Origin of the sequence: Pseudomonas sp. BCA17, from assembly GCF_004519405.1 — a bacterium.
Classification (GTDB): Bacteria; Pseudomonadota; Gammaproteobacteria; order Pseudomonadales; family Pseudomonadaceae; genus Aquipseudomonas.
Genome location: NZ_SGWI01000003.1, coordinates 149,689 through 169,753, shown reverse-complemented (window position 1 = coordinate 169,753; position 20,065 = coordinate 149,689). Strand labels below are relative to the sequence as shown.

General features: G+C 62.6%; 12 protein-coding genes. 8 read left to right on the top strand and 4 right to left on the bottom strand.

Annotation, left to right across the window (positions count from 1 at the left end):
• Positions 1 to 101: 101 nt before the first annotated feature.
• The 4 genes from EXW71_RS13275 to EXW71_RS13260 are packed head-to-tail and all read right to left on the bottom strand — an operon-like array spanning position 102 to position 5,943.
• A complete protein-coding gene (locus EXW71_RS13275; protein WP_134661136.1) occupies positions 102 to 1,988 on the bottom strand; it encodes a cation-translocating P-type ATPase in 1,887 nt (628 codons plus the stop codon).
• A complete protein-coding gene (gene hflK, locus EXW71_RS13270) occupies positions 1,985 to 3,019 on the bottom strand; it encodes a protease modulator HflK (RefSeq protein ID WP_134661135.1) in 1,035 nt (344 codons plus the stop codon). The genes EXW71_RS13275 and hflK overlap by 4 nt, the downstream gene beginning before the upstream one ends.
• Positions 3,016 to 4,014 carry a protease modulator HflC gene (gene hflC, locus EXW71_RS13265; protein WP_167659685.1) on the bottom strand — a complete coding sequence of 333 codons (999 nt, stop codon included), beginning with the start codon at positions 4,012 to 4,014 and terminating at the stop codon, positions 3,016 to 3,018. The genes hflK and hflC overlap by 4 nt, the downstream gene beginning before the upstream one ends.
• 9 nt (positions 4,015 to 4,023) lie before the next feature.
• Positions 4,024 to 5,943, bottom strand: a complete 1,920-nt coding sequence (locus EXW71_RS13260) for a protease modulator HflK (protein ID WP_134661134.1) — start codon at positions 5,941 to 5,943, stop codon at positions 4,024 to 4,026.
• A 185-nt stretch (positions 5,944 to 6,128) separates the two neighbouring features.
• Between EXW71_RS13260 and EXW71_RS13255 the strand changes: the two genes are divergently transcribed.
• The 8 genes from EXW71_RS13255 (at position 6,129) to pbpC (ending at position 20,057) form a co-directional block, all read left to right on the top strand.
• Complete coding sequence (locus EXW71_RS13255; RefSeq protein ID WP_134661133.1) at positions 6,129 to 6,749, top strand: CDP-alcohol phosphatidyltransferase family protein; 621 nt, start codon at positions 6,129 to 6,131, stop codon at positions 6,747 to 6,749.
• An 11-nt stretch (positions 6,750 to 6,760) separates the two neighbouring features.
• Complete coding sequence (locus EXW71_RS13250; protein ID WP_134661132.1) at positions 6,761 to 8,515, top strand: bifunctional alpha/beta hydrolase/class I SAM-dependent methyltransferase; 1,755 nt, start codon at positions 6,761 to 6,763, stop codon at positions 8,513 to 8,515.
• Positions 8,516 to 8,517: 2 nt separating this feature from the next.
• Complete coding sequence (locus EXW71_RS13245) at positions 8,518 to 9,816, top strand: phosphatase PAP2/dual specificity phosphatase family protein (RefSeq protein WP_134661131.1); 1,299 nt, start codon at positions 8,518 to 8,520, stop codon at positions 9,814 to 9,816.
• On the top strand, positions 9,806 to 10,249 hold the full coding sequence (locus tag EXW71_RS13240; RefSeq protein WP_134661130.1) for a hypothetical protein: 444 nt from the start codon (positions 9,806 to 9,808) through the stop codon (positions 10,247 to 10,249). Before EXW71_RS13245 ends, EXW71_RS13240 begins: the two co-directional genes overlap by 11 nt.
• A gap of 9 nt (positions 10,250 to 10,258) precedes the next feature.
• Positions 10,259 to 10,879, top strand: a complete 621-nt coding sequence (locus tag EXW71_RS13235; protein ID WP_134661129.1) for a 1-acyl-sn-glycerol-3-phosphate acyltransferase — start codon at positions 10,259 to 10,261, stop codon at positions 10,877 to 10,879.
• A gap of 1 nt (position 10,880) precedes the next feature.
• Positions 10,881 to 11,813 carry a phosphatidate cytidylyltransferase gene (locus EXW71_RS13230; RefSeq protein WP_134661128.1) on the top strand — a complete coding sequence of 311 codons (933 nt, stop codon included), beginning with the start codon at positions 10,881 to 10,883 and terminating at the stop codon, positions 11,811 to 11,813.
• A gap of 143 nt (positions 11,814 to 11,956) precedes the next feature.
• On the top strand, positions 11,957 to 17,767 hold the full coding sequence (locus EXW71_RS13225; RefSeq protein ID WP_134661127.1) for an MG2 domain-containing protein: 5,811 nt from the start codon (positions 11,957 to 11,959) through the stop codon (positions 17,765 to 17,767).
• Positions 17,748 to 20,057, top strand: coding sequence for a penicillin-binding protein 1C (gene pbpC / locus EXW71_RS13220; RefSeq protein WP_134661126.1), 2,310 nt, complete (start codon positions 17,748 to 17,750; stop codon positions 20,055 to 20,057). The genes EXW71_RS13225 and pbpC overlap by 20 nt, the downstream gene beginning before the upstream one ends.
• The last annotated feature ends 8 nt before the right edge of the window (positions 20,058 to 20,065 follow it).

Sequence of the window (20,065 nt, the reverse complement as noted above, 5' to 3'; positions counted from 1 at the left end):
TCAATAGTGGGTATCGGTCTGAACGGTTTGTTCAGTCTCGATACACCACTAGAGTGAGCTCCCTTGTCGGCGTTACAGCCTTTGGAAAAAACTTCTGAAAATTATTCCTCAAGCTTCAAAAGCGGCTCCTGGAAACGCAATAAACGTCCGGCATTGCCCAGTACCAATAACGTACTGAGGTTATGCAATACCGCCGCAATCATTGCTCCCGCAGCCCCCAACCAGCCAAATGCCGCGAACACCACGATCGCCAGGGTCCAACCCAGGCCGATAACGACGTTGACCTGCAGGGTGTGTCGACACTGACGGCTCAAGCGCACACAGGTACCCAGGCGCCGCAAGTCGCTGCCGATCAGCACCACATCCGCCGACGCCAGGGCGATGTCCGCGCCACCCGCGCCCATCGCCACGCCGACCACGCCGGCCTTGAGCGCCAGCGAGTCGTTGATGCCGTCGCCCACCACCATCGGGCGAAAACCGTTGCCGATCTCTCCCAGCACGCGGTTGAGCTTGTCTTCCGGCAAGGCCTGCGCTTCGACATCGCTGATGCCCACATCCAGCGCCAGGCTGTCGGCGACGCTTTGCCGGTCGCCGGTCAGCAGCAATTGACGACCCAGACCCAAGTCGCGCAGTTCCTGCAGCGCCTGGCGTGCTTCCGGCTTGACGCTGTCGGCCAGCAACAGCCAGGCCAGGAACTGCCCGTTCAATGCCAACCCGGCAATCGGGCCGTCGTGGTTCGGCACAGCCGTTGTAGCAATGCCCAATTGTTCGAACAACTCCGGCCGCCCAAGCGCGGCTTCGCCCTGTTCGGTCTGCGCCACCACACCCAGCCCCTGGCGTTCGCGGATGTCGGTCAGTACACGCATTTGATCCTGGGTCACCAGGCCCGCCAACGCACGGCTGACCGGATGACTGCTGGCCGAACCCAGGCTGGCCGCCAGATTCAACAACTCCTGCCGGTCCGCAGCGGTGGTTTCGATGGATTGCAGGCGCAACGTACCGAAGGTCAGCGTGCCGGTCTTGTCGACCACCAACGAGGTCAGGTCCGCCAACTCCTCGAGGAATGCCGAGCTGCGGATCAGGATTCCATGCCGGGCCGCCACGGCGATCCCGGCAATCGCCGTGGCCGGCGCCGACAGCACCAAGGCACACGGGCATGCCGCCACCAGCACCGCCAGCATCGCCTGGGCGTCGTTGGTCACAAACCAGGTCACCGCCGCCAGCAACAGCACCAGCACCATATAACTGCCGGCATAACGTTCCAGCAGCCGTGTGATCGGCGGCTTGGAGCGCTCGGCGTTCTGCATCAGCGCAATCACCTTGCCCAAGGTCGACTCGTTACCGGTGCGAGTCACTTCAAGGCGCAGCAAGCCATCGAGGTTGATCGCCCCACCAAACACCTGCACGCCCACACTCGCTTCCAGTGGCACCGATTCACCGGTGATCGGCGCCGTATCCAGGCTCGCCTGGCCCGACAGCACCACGCCATCAGCCGGTACCCGATCACCGGCGCGCACTTCGACAATATCGCCGGTACTCAACGTGCCGTTATCCACTTCCACAATATTGCCGTCGGCCTGCACCAGTCGCGCATGGCTGCGAGTCAGTTTGCCCAAGGCATGGATCGCCTCCTGGGAGCCGATCACGCTGCGCTCCTCCAGCACATGACCGAAGATCATGATGATCGGCAGCAACGCAGCCGTCAGCAAATCGCCCGTGGCCCAGGCGCCGAGCATAGCCAGGGCGATCAGTTGATCGGTGATGCCGTGCAGGCTGGGAAAACGCAGGCTGTACCAGGCCGAGCGCATCACCGGCACGGCCACCAGCAAGGACGCCACACCCAGCAACAACTGGCTCAAGCCCGTCTGGTCAGGCGCCAGCCAGCGCCACACCAAGCCCAATATCAACAACCCCAAGGCCAGCATGGCCAAGGTCAATTGCCGGGCAGCACTGCGCTGCTCGGCCGACGTCAGCATGGGTGCGCTCATTGTTCGGCTCCCTGGATGATCAAGCGGGAGTCGTCTTTCGGATCGACCGTGGTCACGGAGCCAGCCTGGCCGAGAATTTTCGGTAACCGTTCGCGGTACAGACGCAACAGCAAACCGGGGTCTTTTACCTGGGCCAGGCTGGCGACGGTGGCAGTCTGCGCCTGGGCATTGGCCAGACGCTCACTGGCCTGGGCGTGGGCGACCTGCACCAGGCGGTCAGCCGTCTGGTTGGCGGCCTGGGTGAGTTTTTCCGCGTCCGTGCGTGCATTGGCCACGGCTTTGTCAGCTTGCTGACTGGCCGTCAGCACTGCATTGAAGGCATTCACGGCCGGGCCCGGCAGACTCGATTGCACGTCGACGCGAGTGACTTCGATACCCAATCCCAAGCCTGTAGAAGCCAACTCGGCCAGACGTTTATTGATGCCCTGCACCAGATCACCACGCAGTCGCTCGCGGCGTTCGGCGGCGCCGTTGTCGGCGCCGATCAATTCGGGGCGCGCCACCAGGATCGTGTCCAGGTCGCGCGCTGCGGTCAGGGCCAAGGCGCTGCGGGTTACCAGCCGATCCAGGGCCGGCAGCACATGCTCACCCTGCAGCACAAACGCGTAGGGCTCGGTGACCTTGTAGAACACCCGCACATCCAGCTGTACCACGCCCGCGTCACCCGTCAGCAGGTAACCGGAGCCGGCCAGGGAATCGCTTAATGGTGTGGCGAAACTGGCCACGCGGTCAGCCTGCGTCGCCGCGTCGGAGCGCAGCAGGTTCTCCACTCGACGCTCGATCACGCGGTCGGCCGCCGGCAGCAGCACCACCTGTTCGAACGGCTGCGGCCAAGCCAGCAGCAGGCCGGCATTCTGAATCCGATCCAGCGCGCCGAAGTGCAACACCACCGCACGGTTCTGCGGGTCGATCTGGCGCACGTTGGAAAACGCCCAGGCCAACGCCGCCAACACGGTCACCGCGTACAGCGCCAGGAACGCCAGGCGCCCGGCCTGGATCCATGGGCTGTCCGGGCTGTCACGCTCGATCATGGCTGAATGTCCTTCGGCCCATCCACCAGCGCGCGGAACGGCGCAGCGTCGGTGCGCAAGATGATCTTGGTGCCTGGCGTGACCACGGTGCCCAAGGTATCCAGCGAACGCAGCAAGTTATACAGCTGCGGATTACCTGCATAAGCGCGGCCATAAATCTGCGCTGCTTCGACCCGCGATTGCGCTTCGATATCGGCCGCTTTCACTGTGGCGTCAGCCTGCACGATCCGCGCATCGCGCTCGGCAGCCGAGCGAATCTGCGCCGCTTCACGCTTGCCTACGGCCGTGCGTTCGGTGGCGATGGTTTCACGCTCGGCGCGCATACGGTCGACGGTAGCGGTGAGGGTCACCGACGGCAAGGTCAGGCGTTCCACGCCCACTTGCGCCACGCGCACGCCATAGGTGGTGAGCAATTGTTGATCAATCTGCTGACGCAACTGCGCTTCGAAATCGGCGATACGTACCTGGCTGGCGTCAGTGTTGATCAGGCTCGACAGATCGAAACTGGCCGCCGTGGTTTCCAACGCGGAGCCCACGAAGGTGCGAATCTGCCGCGCCGCTTCATCCGGCTGGTTCTGCACGGCACGCATGAAGCGCTGCACATTGTCGGCATCACCTTGCACCTGCCAAGCCACGTAGGCCTGCACGATGATGCGCAAGCCATCGCGGGTGCCCACATCCTGCAAACCGCTGGAGGTAGTGCGCAGGCGCAGGTCCACGGGGATCGCCGCTTCGAACGGCGCCGGCCAGCGCCAGCCCAGGCCCGGCTCCAGCAGCACCCGCGACGGATTGCCAAAGCGAGTGATCACCGTGGCCTCGCCGGAGCGCACCTGCACCAGGCTCGCCGCCGCCACCGCAAACAGCACCAGTAAAACGGCCCAGGCCATGCGCCGCCAGGGGAAGGGACCGGCGGCGTGTTCATCACCGTGATGGTGGTGGTGGCCATGATGATGGTGATGCCCGTGATCATGATCGTGAGAATGAGCGCTCAACAGACAGACTCCTTATTGAACGGCTTTGCGCGGCGCCACTGGGTCGGCCGGCAAAGTAAAAGAACGCAGATCGATCGTCGGCGCGCCATCGGCGCCCAGGCGGTGATCCAGAATAAGCAACTTGGCATTGGCCAGGCCCTGGCTCAGTTGGCCGAGGTACTGTTCCAGCACGAATGCTTTACCTGCGGTGGCATAAGCTTTTTGCTCAGCGGCAAAACGCAGGTCGGCGGCCTGGGCCCCGGCGTTCACTTCGTGGGCGCTGGCCTGGGCCTGATCGCGGACAGTACTGGCTTGCAGCAGCGCCTGGTTGGTTTGCTCGCTGGCCGCACCCCGCTCACGGGAGATCAGTGCCTGAGCGCCGATCTGCGCCGCCTGCACGCCGTGGTAGGCGTTGGCGGCACCGGCTGGTGGGTGAATGGCTTCCACCACCGTGGCAAGAATTTCCACGCCGCTGTCGAGCGTGTTCAGGTCTGCCTGCACCGCGCGGCCCACCTCGTCAGCGAGGCCGGTACGTTGTTCACCCAGTAATTCGTCGAGCGTGCGTGAGGCAAAGTCATGCACGAGGATGCGGCTGGCGGTGCTGCGGATCAGCGTCGGCACATCCGCGCTGTTATAGGTGGCGGCGAGCGCGGCCTGATCGGTCAGGCCAATACGGTAGACAAAACGCACGTCCATATTGACGATCTGAAAGCCCTGCTTGTCGCCGCTGCTACTGGCGATCACCTGGGACTTATCATTCACATGGCTGGCGTCCCACAAACGGTTGGCAACCGTCGGCGCCGGGCCTTCAGCAGAGGCCAGTTCGGGTACGGCGGCTTCGCTGACGCTGGTGGCCAGCTCATGCACCACGCCATTCTCCACACTCAATACGCGGCCCAGCGGCCACGGCAAACCGGCATGCAGGCCAGGGCCGAAGACTTCGACAGGCTTACCGAAACGTTCATAAATCCCACGGCCCTGCAGGGGCACTTCATGCACGCCGGTCAGCGACCAGCCCACGGCCAGCACCACCAGTAACACCGGTAGAAACGCTCGGCGCATGTAGGTAAACGCCCAGATCTGGCGAAGGTCGATGCCGAAGCGGTTGTGTAATTCGTGCTGCAAGGCGAGCAAGGGCTGCGGCGGCCAGCGCAGCAGCCCGGCGATAAAGCTCTGGGCCATCAAGCGCGGCTCGAGGCGCGGTTGGCGAGGGCTGAACAGCGACAACACGCCCCTTAGCAAAAACTCCAGCGCCACCAGCGCCGGCAAGAGGCCCACCAGTGTCGCCAGGCGCAGCGGCCAGACCGATTCGGCACCGGCAAACAACAGGCAAATCGCACTGATCACCAGGCAGATGATCGCGACCCGGCTCAACTGCGCCAACTGCGAGGCTTCCGGCCATTGCGTCATCGTTTCCTGAGCGAGGCGGCGCTCGAACACCAGCAAACCAAAGGCCAGCGCCAACGCCAAGGCAGCGCCGATGCTGGCGGACTGACCTACCGCAGCGGCGGGCAGCGCCAGGTTCCAGAACTCGCTGATGCTGACCAGCACCTGCAGAGAGGCCCCACATAGCCATACCACCGGGGCACCGATCTGCGCCAACAGGCCACTGCCGAAACGCCCGATCAGCCCCGCGTAGCCGCCCGCCTCCACCACAGGCTCGGCGTCGACGGAGGGCTCTTCCAGCGCCTGGGCACGCCAGTCGGCCACCCACCACGCCGATTGCAACCCGGCCACCAGCACCATCAACGCCGAAGAACAGTTGATCAGCACCACGGGCCAGATCGACAGCGGTGCGAACAAAGCGACAAACAACGCCAGCACCCAACCGGCGACCGCCAAGGTCGTCAGGCTGATGCCGGCTTTGCGCAATCGACGGGCCTGGAACAGCCCCTGCTGAAAACGCGGCAGGCCCTCAACCGAAGCGCCGTCCGCTTCTAGATCCACTTGCATCCACTTAACGCCCGCATACATACAATTGGTTACGATATAACACAAGGCGTGAAATTTTTGTTCTCTTAGAAGCAGATCGTGACTAAACCCCCATAAACACGAGTCATCACTGGTGCGGGCCAGGATTAATCGGCACACTTCAAAACTGTTTCTCGCGGGTTCACGGACAAGGAAGCGCCACCTTCATGATTTCCATCTACCAACTCAAGCCGCGGTTTCAAAACCTGCTGCGCCCCCTCGTGCAACGCCTCTACGACAACGGCACCACCGCCAACCAGATAACCGTCCTGGCCGGAGTCGTTTCCTTGCTCGTGGGCCTGCTGATCGCCGGTTTCGCCCAACATCTGTGGCTGTTTGCGCTGATCCCGCTATGGATGGTCCTGCGCATGGCCCTCAATGCCATCGACGGCATGCTCGCCCGCGAGTTCGGCCAGCAATCGCGCCTGGGTGCCTACCTCAACGAACTGTGCGACGTGATCGCCGACAGCGCGCTGATCCTGCCGTTTGCGCTGATCCCCGGCGTGAGCCTGGCGCCAGTCTTACTGGTGGCGTTGCTGGCGGTGTTCAGCGAATACGCCGGTGTCCTGGGGCCGATGGTGGGCGCTTCGCGGCGCTATGACGGGCCGATGGGCAAGAGTGACCGGGCATTTGTATTGGGTGTGCTGGCCACCGGCGTGGCGCTGGGCTGGTTCGCCGCTGCCTGGGTCGATGCGGTGATGTGGCTGGTTGCCGCCCTGCTCGCCTACACCCTGGTCAACCGTGTGCGCCAGGGCCTCAAAGAAGAACAAACCTCTCCGATTGCATAAGGATTTTTGCGATGCGCGAACAGCAAGAACACACCTTCAGTACCCATGATGGCGTCGAGCTTTTCTACCGCCACTGGCCGGCCGCCGCTCCTTCAAGCGGTGAACCGCGCAAGGCAATCCTGCTGTTCCATCGCGGCCATGAGCATTCGGGGCGCATTGCCCATCTGGTCGACGAACTCGACCTGCCGCAATTCGATTTTTTCGCCTGGGACGCCCGTGGCCATGGCCAATCGCCCGGCGAGCGTGGCGACAGCCCCAGCTTCGCCACCAGCGCCCGCGACGTGCAAACCTTTTGCGAGCACATCCGCAGCGCCTACGGCATTGATGAGGAAAACTTCGCCGTTATCGCCCAAAGCGTCGGCGCGGTGATCGCGGCGACCTGGGTACATGATTACGCGCCGAAAATCCGCGCGCTGGTGCTCGCCTCCCCAGCCTTCAAGGTCAAGCTCTACGTGCCCTTTGCACGGCCGGGCCTGGCGCTGATGCGCAGGTTTCGCGGCAATTTTTTCGTCAACAGTTACGTCAAGGCCAAGTTCCTCAGCCACGACCCGGAGCGCGTGGCGTCCTATGACAGCGACCCGCTGATCACCAAGGCCATCTCGGTGAATGTGCTGCTGGGTCTGTACGAAGCCGCCGACCGGGTTGTCGCCGATGCCCAGGCGATCCAGGTACCGACGCAGTTGCTGATCTCCGGTTCCGACTTTGTGGTGCACCGCAAACCCCAGCAGCAATTTTTCGATCGCCTGGGCAGCCTGAAGAAAGAGCTGCATATCCTCCCCGGTTTCTTCCACGACACCCTTGGCGAACGCGACCGCGCCACGGCCGTGAGCAGCGCCAGACGCTTTATCCTGCAGAACTTCACCCAGCCGCTGGACCGCGCATCATTGCTCGATGCCGACAAGCTGGGCGCCACCTGCGCCGAATCCGAAGCCCTCGCCGCGCCGCTGCCCCACAACTCCCTGCGCGACCTGTACTGGCGCATGACCCGCGCCAGCATGGGCCTGGGCAAAAACTTGTCGGACGGGGTGAAACTGGGCTTCGACACCGGTTTCGACTCCGGCAGCACCCTGGATTACGTGTACCGCAACCAACCCAGCGGCAAGGGCGCGCTGGGGCGGATGATCGACACCCATTACCTCGACTCCATCGGCTGGCGCGGCATTCGCCAGCGCAAGCTCAACGTCGAGGAGCTGCTGCGTTTGGCCATGGCCAAGTTGCGTGACGATGATCGCCAAGTGCGCATTGTGGATATCGCCGCCGGCCACGGGCGCTACATTCTCGAAGCGTTGCAGGGGGTGTCGCCGCTGCCGGAATCGATCCTGCTGCGTGACTACAGCGATATCAACGTGCGCGACGGTGGCGCGCTGATCCGCGAGAAAGGCCTGGGGGATATCGCGCAGTTTATCAAAGGCGATGCATTCGACCGGGCGGACCTGGCGGCTTTGGACCCCAAACCGACCCTGGCGGTGGTGTCCGGGCTGTATGAGTTGTTCGCCGATAACGCCATGGTCGGCGGTTCGCTGGCCGGTCTTGCCGAAGCGGTGGAGCCCGGCGGTTACCTGGTCTACACCGGTCAGCCGTGGCACCCGCAACTGGAGTTGATCGCACGCGCACTGACCAGCCACCGCCAGGGCCAGGCCTGGGTGATGCGCCGGCGCAGCCAGGCGGAAATGGATCAACTGGTCGAGGCGGCGGGCTTTCGCAAGATTACCCAGCGCGTGGATGAGTGGGGTATTTTCAGCGTGTCCCTGGCACAGAAGATCTGAACATGCGCGAGCCCGGTCTACTGAAGCCTGCCGTCCTGTGGCTGCTGCTGTTGGCGCCGCTGTTTTTCAGCACCTACGGCTTTGCCACTTGGGTGACCAGTCAGCGCAGCGACGTCGGTACCCTGGTGTTCGATTGGGAAACCCACATGCCGTTCTGGGCATGGACCATCGTGCCTTACTGGTCAATCGACCTGCTTTACGGGTTTTCCCTGCTGCTACCCAATAGTCGGCATGAGTTGAAACAACATGCGCTGCGGCTGCTGTCCGCCCAAGCTATTGCGGTCAGTTGCTTCCTCCTCTGGCCGCTGCGCTTTACCTTCGAGCGGCCAGAACTGGATGGCGTATTCGGCTGGCTGTTCGCCGTACTCGCAGGCTTCGATAAGCCCTTCAACCAGGCGCCATCGCTGCATATCGCATTGCTGGTGATCCTGTGGGTCATGTACCAGCGGCATACCCAAGGCGTATGGCGTTGGCTGGTGCACGGCTGGTTCGCCTTGATCGGCATTTCGGTGCTGACCACTTATCAACATCACTTTATCGACTTACCCACAGGCGCCCTCGCCGGTTGGCTTTGCGTTTGGTTGTGGCCGCTGGAGCATCCGAGCCCGCTGCGCAATGCACGACTGACGCGGGATACCCAGCGCTGGCGCATAGGCCTGCGTTATGGCCTGGGCACAGTGGCGCTGCTGATCCTGGCATTGGTATTGGGCGGGTGGTGGCTGTGGTTGATCTGGCCAGCGGTGTCCCTGGGTTTAATCAAGGCGAATTACCTGGTGCTCGGCGCACCGGGCTTTCAGAAGCGTAACGATGGTCGCCTGACCCCGGCGGCACGCTGGCTCTACGCGCCCTACCTGGCCGGCGCGTGGATAAACTCGCGATTGTGGACACGCAAGCATCCACAACCTGACCTGATTGTGGATAACGTTTGGCTCGGGCGAATTCCCACAACGCACGAGCAAGATTCATTCAAGGCCATCGTCGACCTCTGCGCCGAATTGCCGATTAATCCACAGGGCCGCGCTTATCGGTCCATCCCTGTGCTGGACCTGATCGCGCCCACCCCCGCCGAATGCCGCCAAGCCGCCGACGCCATCGAGCAATTACGCTTGGACGGCCCACTGCTGGTGTGTTGTGCCCTCGGCTATTCGCGCAGCGCCACCGCCGTTGCCGCCTGGCTGCTGCACAGCGGACGGGCCGCTACGTTGGATGAGGCGCTGGCTATTATTCGTACAGCGCGGGCCGATGTGGTCCTGCACCCTGCTCACCGTGAAGCGTTGGAGGGTCTATCCCATGCCCGCTGATATGGAACTCCAGGTAACCGCCAGCCTGCTGCGCCGTGGCCGTTCGCTGGATCAGTTATCCACAGGTCTGACGGTACTCGGCTTTTTGCTCGGTCTGGCGCAACTGCTGATGGCCAGTATCTCGACCATCTGCCTGTTGCTAGCCCTGTGGATGGTTGTCCTCGGGCTGCTGCAAAAGTACTGGGCATTGCGCGTGGCGTTCGACGCCGACCTGTTCGCCCTGTTGGCCCGCGACACCACGCGCACCCCGGACCTCGATCAGGCCCTGGTGAGCCTGGGCCTGCAATCGGCCAAGCGCGTCGGCCGGCCGTGGACCGAACGCCGGCGTGGCGCCCTCAAATTGCTGCGCAAACAAGCCTGGTTGCTCGGCGCGCAAGCGCTGCTGACCCTGGCCGTGATTCTCGCCAGCCCTTGGCTACCTTTCGCCGGATAAGGAACTCCCATGTTCGAACCCGTAGTCGCCACGCTGATTACCTCGATGGCCCGCACCGTCACCGGCGCCCGCAGCCTGTGGCTCGGTTGCGCCCCGGTGCCGGTGCAACGCATCTACTTCGCCAACCACAGCAGCCACGGCGATTTCGTATTGCTATGGGCCTCGCTGCCGCAGAACCTGCGCAAATTCACACGCCCGGTGGCCGGCAGCGATTACTGGAACGCCAGTGCCCTGCGCCGCTACATCATCCACCGCGTGTTCAACGGCGTGCTGATCGACCGTGAGCGCAAAGACCCTGTGGATAATCCATTACAGCCCATGCTCACGGCCCTGGAAGGCGGCGACTCGCTGATCATTTTTCCAGAAGGCACGCGTAACCTGGAGGACGGCCTGCTGCCGTTCAAGAGCGGCCTGTACCACTTGGCGAAAAGTTACCCACAGGCCGAACTGATTCCGGTGTGGATTGCCAACCTCAACCGAGTCATGCCCAAAGGCCGCGTACTGCCGCTGCCGTTGCTGTGCACCACCAGCTTCGGCGCGCCTCTGCAATTGGCACAAGACGAAGACAAAGCCACCTTCCTCGCCCGCAGCCGCGACGCCCTGCTCGCCCTTGCCCCGGAGCACGTCTGACATGGATAGCCAAACCCTGGTGTTGTTCGGCGGCATCGGCGCGATCCTGGTGCTCGCTTCGCTGATTGGCCTGATCCTCAAGCTGCGCACCCGCGACACCCCTAACGCGGTGATCGACAACCTCAATGCCCGCATCAATGCGTGGTGGGTGATGGTGGTAGTGATCGGCATCGCCTTCTGGCTCGGTACCGGCGCGGTGATCCTGCTGTTCTACGCCGTGTCGTTCTACGCCCTGCGCGAATTCCTTACCCTTACGCCCACGCGCCGCAGCGATTATCCGGCCTTGGTGGCCGCGTTCTACCTGGCGCTGCCGCTGCAATACCTGCTGATTTATTCGGATTGGTACGGGCTGTTCTCGATCTTCATTCCGGTGTACGTGTTCCTGCTGCTGCCGATCCTCGCTTCGCTGGGGGGCGACAGCACGCACTTCCTCGAGCGCGCCTCCAAGGTGCAATGGGGCTTGATGATCGCCGTGTTCTGCGTGTCTTTCGTACCGGCGTTGCTGACCCTCGACATCCCAGGCTATGAAGGTCGCAACCTGTTGCTGATCGCCTATCTGGTGATCGTGGTGCAACTGTCGGATGTGCTGCAGTACGTGTGCGGCAAGCTGTTCGGCAAACGCAAGATCGCGCCCAACCTCTCGCCTTCCAAAACCGTGGAAGGGTTTGTTGGCGGTATCCTGTTGTCGTCCCTGATTGGCGCAGCGCTGTGGTGGACCACACCGTTCAATCCGTGGCAATCGTTCTTGATCGCGCTCTTGATCAACTTGCTCGGGTTTGCCGGCGGCATCGTAATGTCGGCGATCAAGCGCGACCGGGGGGTGAAGGATTGGGGCCATATGATCGAAGGCCACGGAGGGATGCTGGATCGGCTGGATTCCGTGTGCTTCGCAGCGCCGATCTTCTTTCATCTGGTGCGCTACTGGTGGACGTGATGCCGCCGTTCCAAAGCCCGACGAAGCTCACAAATGTGCGAGCGAGTGCGCTCCCGCATTAGCGTTTTTTACGCTGTATTCACGTCATCTTTTATATCAAATACGCGTGTAAGATAAGCCGCACTTTGCCAGGGATGCTCACCATGTTCGACTCGTTGAAAGCGATCAGCCGCCGTATTAGCGGTGCCTTATTGACCGTGGTGGGGGCCGTTTTCGGTCAATGGCATCCGCCGCTCTGGCTACGCAGCATCGGCTATGGCCTGGCCAACCTGGGCCGCAAGGCGCGCGCTTACCCTCGCCAGGCTGGCGCAGGGGTGTTGGGCCTGGCCCTGTTGGCCGGTGCCGGTTTTTATGGCTGGCAGTGGTATTCGCACCTGCCTAAACCCCATACCGTGGGTTATTCGCTGCACAAACCGAACCTGACCGATTACACCCAACCTCAACCGGTTGTGGATAACTTGCAGGTGCGCTTCGCCGAGTCCGTGGCTCCGCTGGCCGCGATGGGCAAACCGGTCACCGCTGGCATCACCCTCAAACCAAACATCGCCGGTACCTGGCGCTGGTCCGATGACCACACGTTGCTGTTCGTGCCGGAAAAAGACTGGCCCATCGACGCCCATTACACCGTCGATATGAGCAAGAAAAATCTGCTGGCCGACGGTGTGCTGCTCGATCAATACAGCACGCAGTTCTCCACCCAACCGTTCCGCGCCACCCTGGCGCAAAACGAGCTGTATCAGGACCCGTCCAACCCGACACTGAAACAGCTGGTGGCGACCTTCCATTTTTCCCACCCGGTGGATGAAGACAACCTGCGCAAGCGCGTATCGATAACCCTCGGCAAAGGCTTGGCCTACCGCGACGCGCAGTTACCCAACCGCCCGGAAATCACCTTCGACGAAAAGAAACTCAACGCCTACGTACGCTCCGCTGCCTTGGCTACCCCGCTGGAAAGCACGCCGGTCAGCGCCAAGCTCGACGAGGGCATCAAAGCCCGCGACGGCGGCAACGCCAGCACCGCGCCCCTGGTGTCGGAAGTCACCGTACCCGGTCGTTACCGCCTGACGTTTACCGGCGCCGAAGTGAGTTTCGTCGACAACGAACGCGGCGAGCCCGAACCGGTATTGATGTTCAGCAGTTCCAGCGCCGTGGCCGATGAGACCATCGCCGGTAAGGTCCAGGCTTGGCTGCTGCCGGCAAAAGCCCAGGACGATACGCGCCCCTACTCCGCCAACGATATCGACGACGCCCTGCTGGCCCGCAGCACCAAGGTCAACCTGACCCATGTGCCCAGCGTCGAACCCCTGAACACGCTGCATGCCTTTAAATTCAAGGCCCCGGCCGGTCGCGCGCTGTATGTGCGCGTTCCCGCCAACCTGGAAGCCATCGGCGGCTATCTGGCGAAAAACCCTACGGCATCGCTGATCAGCATGCCGGCGTACCCTCGCACGTTGCAGTTCCTGTCCGATGGCGCACTGCTCAGCCTCAACGGTGAAAAACGCCTGGGTTTCATGGCCCGTGGCGTACCCGGCGCCCATGTGGAAATTGCCCGCCTGCTGCCCAACCAGTTGCAACACCTGGTGGACCAGAGCAGTGGCAGCTTCGCCCGGCCGAATTTCAGCAACGAGTATTTTGATCGCATGGTCGAGCGCCAGTCGCTGGATATCCCGCTGTCATCCAGTGACCCGGCCAAAACCGTCTACGACAATGTCGACCTCAGCCACTACCTCACCGCCAATGGCGGCCGGCGCGGCATTTTCGTGCTCAAACTCAGCCCGCAGGATGATCCGGCCACGCGCACGTTCGAGTACGACCGCAGCAGTACCAGCGACCTGCGTTTCATCGTGGTGACGGACCTGGGCATCATCGCCAAACGCTCCAGCGATGGGAGCCATGATGTGTATGTGCAGTCCATTGGCAATGGTTCACCAGTGGCCGATGTACAAGTCGACATCATGGGTCGCAACGGCCTGCCGGTCGCCAGCGGTCATACCGACAGTGAAGGCCACGCGCATTTCGCCAAGCTGGATGAACTGCGTCGTGAGAAAACGCCGCTGATGTATGTGGTCACTCGCGGCAACGATCAGTCGTTCCTGCCGATTGCCCGTCAGTCCCAGCAGCTGGATTTGTCGCGCTTCGATGTAGGAGGTTTGGAAGAGGACGGCGCGATTGATCGCCTCAGCGCCTACCTGTTCACTGATCGCGGCCTATATCGCCCGGGCGAAACCGCGCACCTGGGCATGATTGTACGTAGTGGCAATTGGAAAGGAGCCCTGCAGGGCGTGCCGGTGGAGCTGCAAATCACCGATCCGCGCGGCCTGGAAGTGATTCGCCAGCCGCTGAAGCTGTCCGCCAGCGGCTTTGAGAGCTTTGATTTCCCCAGCAGTGAAGTCGCCCCCGCCGGGGAATACACCGCGACCTTGCAGTTGATTGGCCAGAAGCAGACACGTACCGACCTGGGCAGCGTGAGCTTCAAGGTCCGCGACTTCGAGCCCGACCGCATGAAGGTTAGCCTGAGTCTGCACGACACCCCCGTGCAAGGCTGGATTCCACCGGACCAGGTGGTGGCCAAAGTCACCGCCATGCACCTGTTCGGCGCCCCGGCAGCCGGCAGGCGCGTCACCGGGAAAATGTCCCTGAGCCCGACGCTCGCGGCGTTTGACCGTTACCCCGACTACCGCTTCCGCCTCAACAACGGCCTGGAAGAAGCCAGCACCGAAGACCTCGCGGAAACCACCGTCGATGACAACGGCCAGGCCGTGCTCGACCTCAACCTGCAACGCTTCGCCAACAGCACGTATCGTTTGCAAGTGATGACCCAGGTGTTCGAGGCCGAAGGTGGCCGTAACGTGGCTGCGCAAAGCGCCTTGCTGGTGTCGCCCGCACCTTACCTCGTCGGTGTGAAAAGCCAGGACTCCCTGTCGTACGTCGCCAAGGACACCCCGCGTGAAGTGCAATGGCTGGCCGTCGCGCCAGACCTGACGCCGCTGGCGGTAGACGGCCTGACCACGGAAGTGGTCGAGCACCGCTATGTGTCGGTGCTGGTGAAACAGTCCAACGGCACCTACAAGTACGAGTCGCGCATCAAGAACATCAGCCAGCCGGCCTCGCCGCTGGCGATGACTGCGCAAGGTGCCAGGCAGACCCTGAACACCGGCACGCCGGGGGATTTCACCCTGCAACTGAAAGACGCCAATGGCAACCTGCTCAACCAGATCGACTACAGCGTGGCCGGGCGTGGCAATACTTCGCGCTCCCTGGAGCGCAACGCCGAACTGCAACTGCGCCTGGACAAGCGCAGCTATGCCACGGGTGATGAAATCGCCATCAGCCTTCGCGCGCCGTACACCGGTGCCGGTTTGATTACCATCGAGCGCGACAAGGTCTACACCCAACAGTGGTTCAAGGCCGACAGCACCAACAGCGTGCAACATATCCGCGTGCCGGAAGGGCTTGAGGGAAATGCCTACGTCAACGTGCAGTTTGTGCGCGACATGGGTTCGGCTGAGGTGTATATGAGCCCGCTGTCCTACGGTGTGGTGCCGTTCAGCATCAACCTGGATGCGCGACGCATGGCGCTGAAAGTTGAAGGCCAGGAGAAGATCGAGCCGGGGCAGACCCTGGACATCAAGGTCACCGCCGACCGCCCAGGTCGTGCGGTGGTGTACGCAGTGGACGAGGGCATCCTGCAAGTCGCGCGCTATCAGGCGCCGGACCCGCTGGGCTTCTTCTTCCAGAAGCGTGCGTTGGAGGTCGGTACCAGTCAGATTCTTGACCTGATCCTGCCTGAATTCAGCCGACTGCTCAGCGGGGCGGCGCCCGGTGGTGACACCGACGGCGCACTGGCCAACCACCTGAACCCGTTCAAGCGCAAACACCAGCCACCCGTGGCGTGGTGGTCCGGCCTGGTGGATTTGCCGGCCGGTGAAACCGTACTGCATTACCAGGTGCCGGACAGCTTCAACGGCAAACTGCATATGTTCGCCGTGGCGGTGGACAGCGACAGCGTCGGTGTCAGCGAGGCCAATACAGAAGTGCGCGGCCCGATTGTGATCACACCGAACGTGCCCGCCTTTGTGGCGCCGGGGGATGTGTTCAACGTCAGCGCCGGGGTGTTCAGCAACCTTGATGCGGCGGCGGATGTGAAGTTCGAAGTGCAGACCAGCGACGGCCTGGCTGTGCAGGGCGATAAAGGCAGCACAATGTCACTGCAACCGCGCAAGGAAGGCACCGCCGAGTTCAAGATCAAGGTCGGCGAAACCCTGGGCTCCGCAGACCTGCGCTTTGTCGCCGTGCTGCCCAATGGCAAACGCATCCAAGTTGCCGAGACCACTTCGATCCGTCCACTGAGCGAGCACCGCGTCGCCCTGAGCCTGGGCCGTTTCGACAGCGCCAGCAAAGAGCTCAAACCGACTCGCGAGTTGTTCAGCCAACTGCGCGACGTGCAACTGGGCGTAGCGGCATCGCCGCTGGTGTGGGCCAACGGGCTTAAGCATTACCTGGACGACTACGGTTACGCCTGCACCGAGCAATTGGTGTCCAAGGCCATGCCGGCGTTGATCTGGGGCGGCACCGCACCCGAGGCCGAGCAGGCCTTCAGCGGCGCGGTACGTATGCTGCGCCAGCGCCAGAATTCGGCTGGCGGCTTCGGTTTGTGGGCCGCCAATCCGGACGTGGCGCCGTACGCCAGCCTGTACGCCACCGACTTCCTGATCGAAGCCAGGGAACGCGGGCTGCCCGTACCGGAAGACCTGCTGGTGCGCTCCAACGCGTACCTGACCGACCTGGCCAATGGTCCTAGCGAAGGTCTGTCGGAATTGCGCAACCGGGCCTATGCCAGTTACCTGCTGAGCCGTCAGGGGATTCTGGTAAGCGGCGCCTTGAGCGACATCCGCGAGCGCTACGAGAGTTACTTCAAGGACAGCTGGCAGAACGACCTGGGCGCGGCATACCTGGCCGCCAGCTACAAGTTGCTCAAGCAGGATCGCCAGGCCGATACGCTGTTCCGCAAAATCCCATGGCGCTCGCTTGTGGATAAATGGGACAGCGACGGCCTGTATTACGACCCGCTGGTGCACGATGCCGAACACCTGCACTTGCTGGCGCGGCATTTCCCCGAGTTGCTGGACGATGTGCCGACAACCTTGCTGGATAAGCTCGGCAAACGCCTCAACGAGCAGCGCTACAACTCACTGTCGGCGGCACTCTTGCTGCGCGCGCTGGATAACTATGGCCAGCGTGCTCAGAGCGACATGACCCTCAAGGCCACTGCCTGGCTGGGCGACAAGCAGCAGCAACTGTTGGAGATGGCCGGCCAGCCGCCACGCGCCGCCGTGCCGCGCACCACGCAAAAGCTGGTAATGGAAAAAACCGACGGCCCGGCCGCGTTCTACATGCTCAGCGAGGCCGGTTTCGACAAGGGTGCCAAGCTCAAGCCGATCAACAATGGCCTGGAAATCATCCACGAATACCTCGACCTCAAGGGTGAGCCGGTGAGCAAGGTCGCCGTGGGCGATGAGTTCCTGGTGCGCCTGCGTCTGCGCGCCACCGACCGTGATCAGGTGCAACAAGTGGCCGTGGTCGACCTGCTGCCAGGTGGCGTCGAGCCTGTGTATAACCTGCCGCCGGAACCCGAGCCCGCCAGCACCGCGCAAAGTGAAGGCGACGATTCCGAGTACGTGGAAACTGCAGACGGTGACGAAGAGGCGGATGCCTGGCAAGCGCCGATCGGCGAAACCGAGTTGAGCAACTGGCAGCCCGATTACGTGGACGTGCGGGATGATCGAGTGGTGCTGTACGGCACTGCGCTGCGCGATGTAGGCACCTTCGTCTACCGTGTACGTGCCACCAACGCTGGCACCTTCAACACGCCGCCGGCTTATGCCGAAGGCATGTACGAAACCACCCTGCAAGGGCGCGGCAAAGTAGGCCAGCTTGAAATTACCAAGCCTTAAACGCCTGACGCCGCTGCTGGCAACGGCGGCGTTCTTTGTGGGAGGGCTGGTGGGGCTGCGGTTGTGGCCCCACGCCTCGCTTGAGCAAGCGGTTACGTCGTCGCGGGTGGTAGTGGCCGACGACGGCTCGCTGCTGCGCATGACCCTGGCGGATGACGGGCAATATCGCCTCTGGCTGCCGCTGGAGCGCATGTCACCGTCACTGGTCGAAGCCTTGCTGCTCAAGGAGGACCGCAACTTCTACTGGCACCCGGGGATCAATCCCCCGGCGTTGCTGCGCGCGGCCATGGCCACCTACAGTGGTGGCCAGCGCCAGGGCGGTTCGACCTTGAGCATGCAACTGGCGCGACGCCTGTGGGATCTGAACACTCGCCAAGTGCCCGGCAAATTGCAGCAGATGGCCTTGGCCGTGTGGCTCGAAGCGCGTTACAGCAAGCACGATATCCTTGAGGCCTACCTGAACCTGGCGCCCATGGGCGGCAACATTGAAGGCGCCGAGGCGGCCAGCCGTATCTACTTCGGTAAGTCGGCGGCGCAGTTGTCGTTGTCCGAGGCCTTGGCGTTGGCGGTAATCCCGCAACAACCGGGGCGGCGCGCCCGTTTCGGGCCATCATTGCAAAACGCGCGGCTGCGGTTGATGGCCGACTGGCGCGAGACTTATCCACAAGACCCCCGCAACGACAGCTTGCTGGATCTGCCTCTGGAAGCACGCAACCGCCAGCAGATCCCGTTTCTGGCGCCGCACTTGAGTGAACAGCTGCTGGCGTCAGAAACTGGCAACGAGTTGAACACCACCCTCAGCCTGCCCCTGCAGCAATTACTGGAACGCCTGATCACAGGCTTCATCGCGGAGCGACGCGGCAACGGTGTGGAAAATGCCACGGCCATCCTGATCGACAGCCGCGACCAGAGCGTCAAGGCACTGGTGGGCTCGGCGGATTACTTATCCACAAGCATCCATGGTCAGGTCAACGGCGTGTTGTCACGGCGTTCGCCGGGGTCGACGCTCAAACCGTTTCTGTATGGACTGGCGCTGGATCAAGGGGTGATTCATCCGATGAGCATCCTCAAGGACCTGCCCAGTAACTTCGGTTACTTCCAGCCAGAAAATTTCGACGGCAGTTTCGTCGGCCCACTGACGGCTCGGGATGCATTGATCCGCAGCCGTAATATCCCGGCCGTATGGCTGGCCAGCCAGCTCAAATCGCCCACGCTGTACGGTTTACTGCAACGTGCCGGGGTCAAGGGCCTGCGCAACGAGAGCCACTACGGCCTGGCCCTGGCCCTCGGCGGCGGCGAAATGACGCCCGAAGAGCTGGCACGGCTGTATGTGATGCTCGCGGGTGACGGGCATCTGCGGCCGTTACGCTATTTGCAGGAGCAACCGCAAACCGTCGGTGCACAACTGCTGTCGCCTCAGGCAGCGTTTATGGTGCGTGACATGCTGCGCCATAACCCGCGTCCAGACGGATTGCCCGGCCGCCACTGGCGCACGGCGTGGAAAACCGGCACTTCCTGGGGTTTCCATGATGCCTGGAGTGCCGGCCTGGTCGGCCCCTACGTGCTGGTGGTGTGGGTGGGCAACTTCGACGGTCGGCCGAACCCGGCATTTGTCGGCGCCAAGACGGCTGCGCCGCTGTTCTTCCGTATTGCCGACGCCCTGCCGCTGGCCTTGCCCAACGTGGTGATCAAAGCCGACAAACCGCCCGCCGGACTGGTGCGCATCGATGTGTGTGCGGCCTCCGGTGAACTGCCCAACCGCTGGTGCCCGCAAACCCGCAAGACCTGGTACATCCCCGGCGTGTCCCCGATTCGCGTCTCCAACCTGCACCGTCCGGTGCTGATCGACACCCGCACCGGCAAAGCCGCGTGCCCGCCGTTCGATCCGCAATACACCCGTGAAGAAGTCTTCGAATTCTGGCCCAGCGACGTGCAGCGTCTATACCGCGCCGCTGGCCTGCCACGGCGTACGCCGCCCAATGTGATAAAAAACTGCCAGCCCAACCGCATCGGTGATTCAAGCGAAGCGCCGCAGATCCGCTCGCCGCTGACCCAAGTGAGTTATCAACTGCGCCTGTCCCAACCGCAGGAAAGCATCCCGCTGAATGCCAACGCGGCCAGCGATGCGGTGACGTTGTACTGGTTTACCAACCAGACGTTGATTGGCCAGGGCTCACCGCAGACCACATTGAACTGGCGGCCGGGCAAGTCGGGGGAGTATCGGTTGCGGGTCAGTGATGATCAGGGGCGCAGTGCTAGCCGTGGATTGAAGGTGGAGTTTGTGCCGTGATCGGGCGC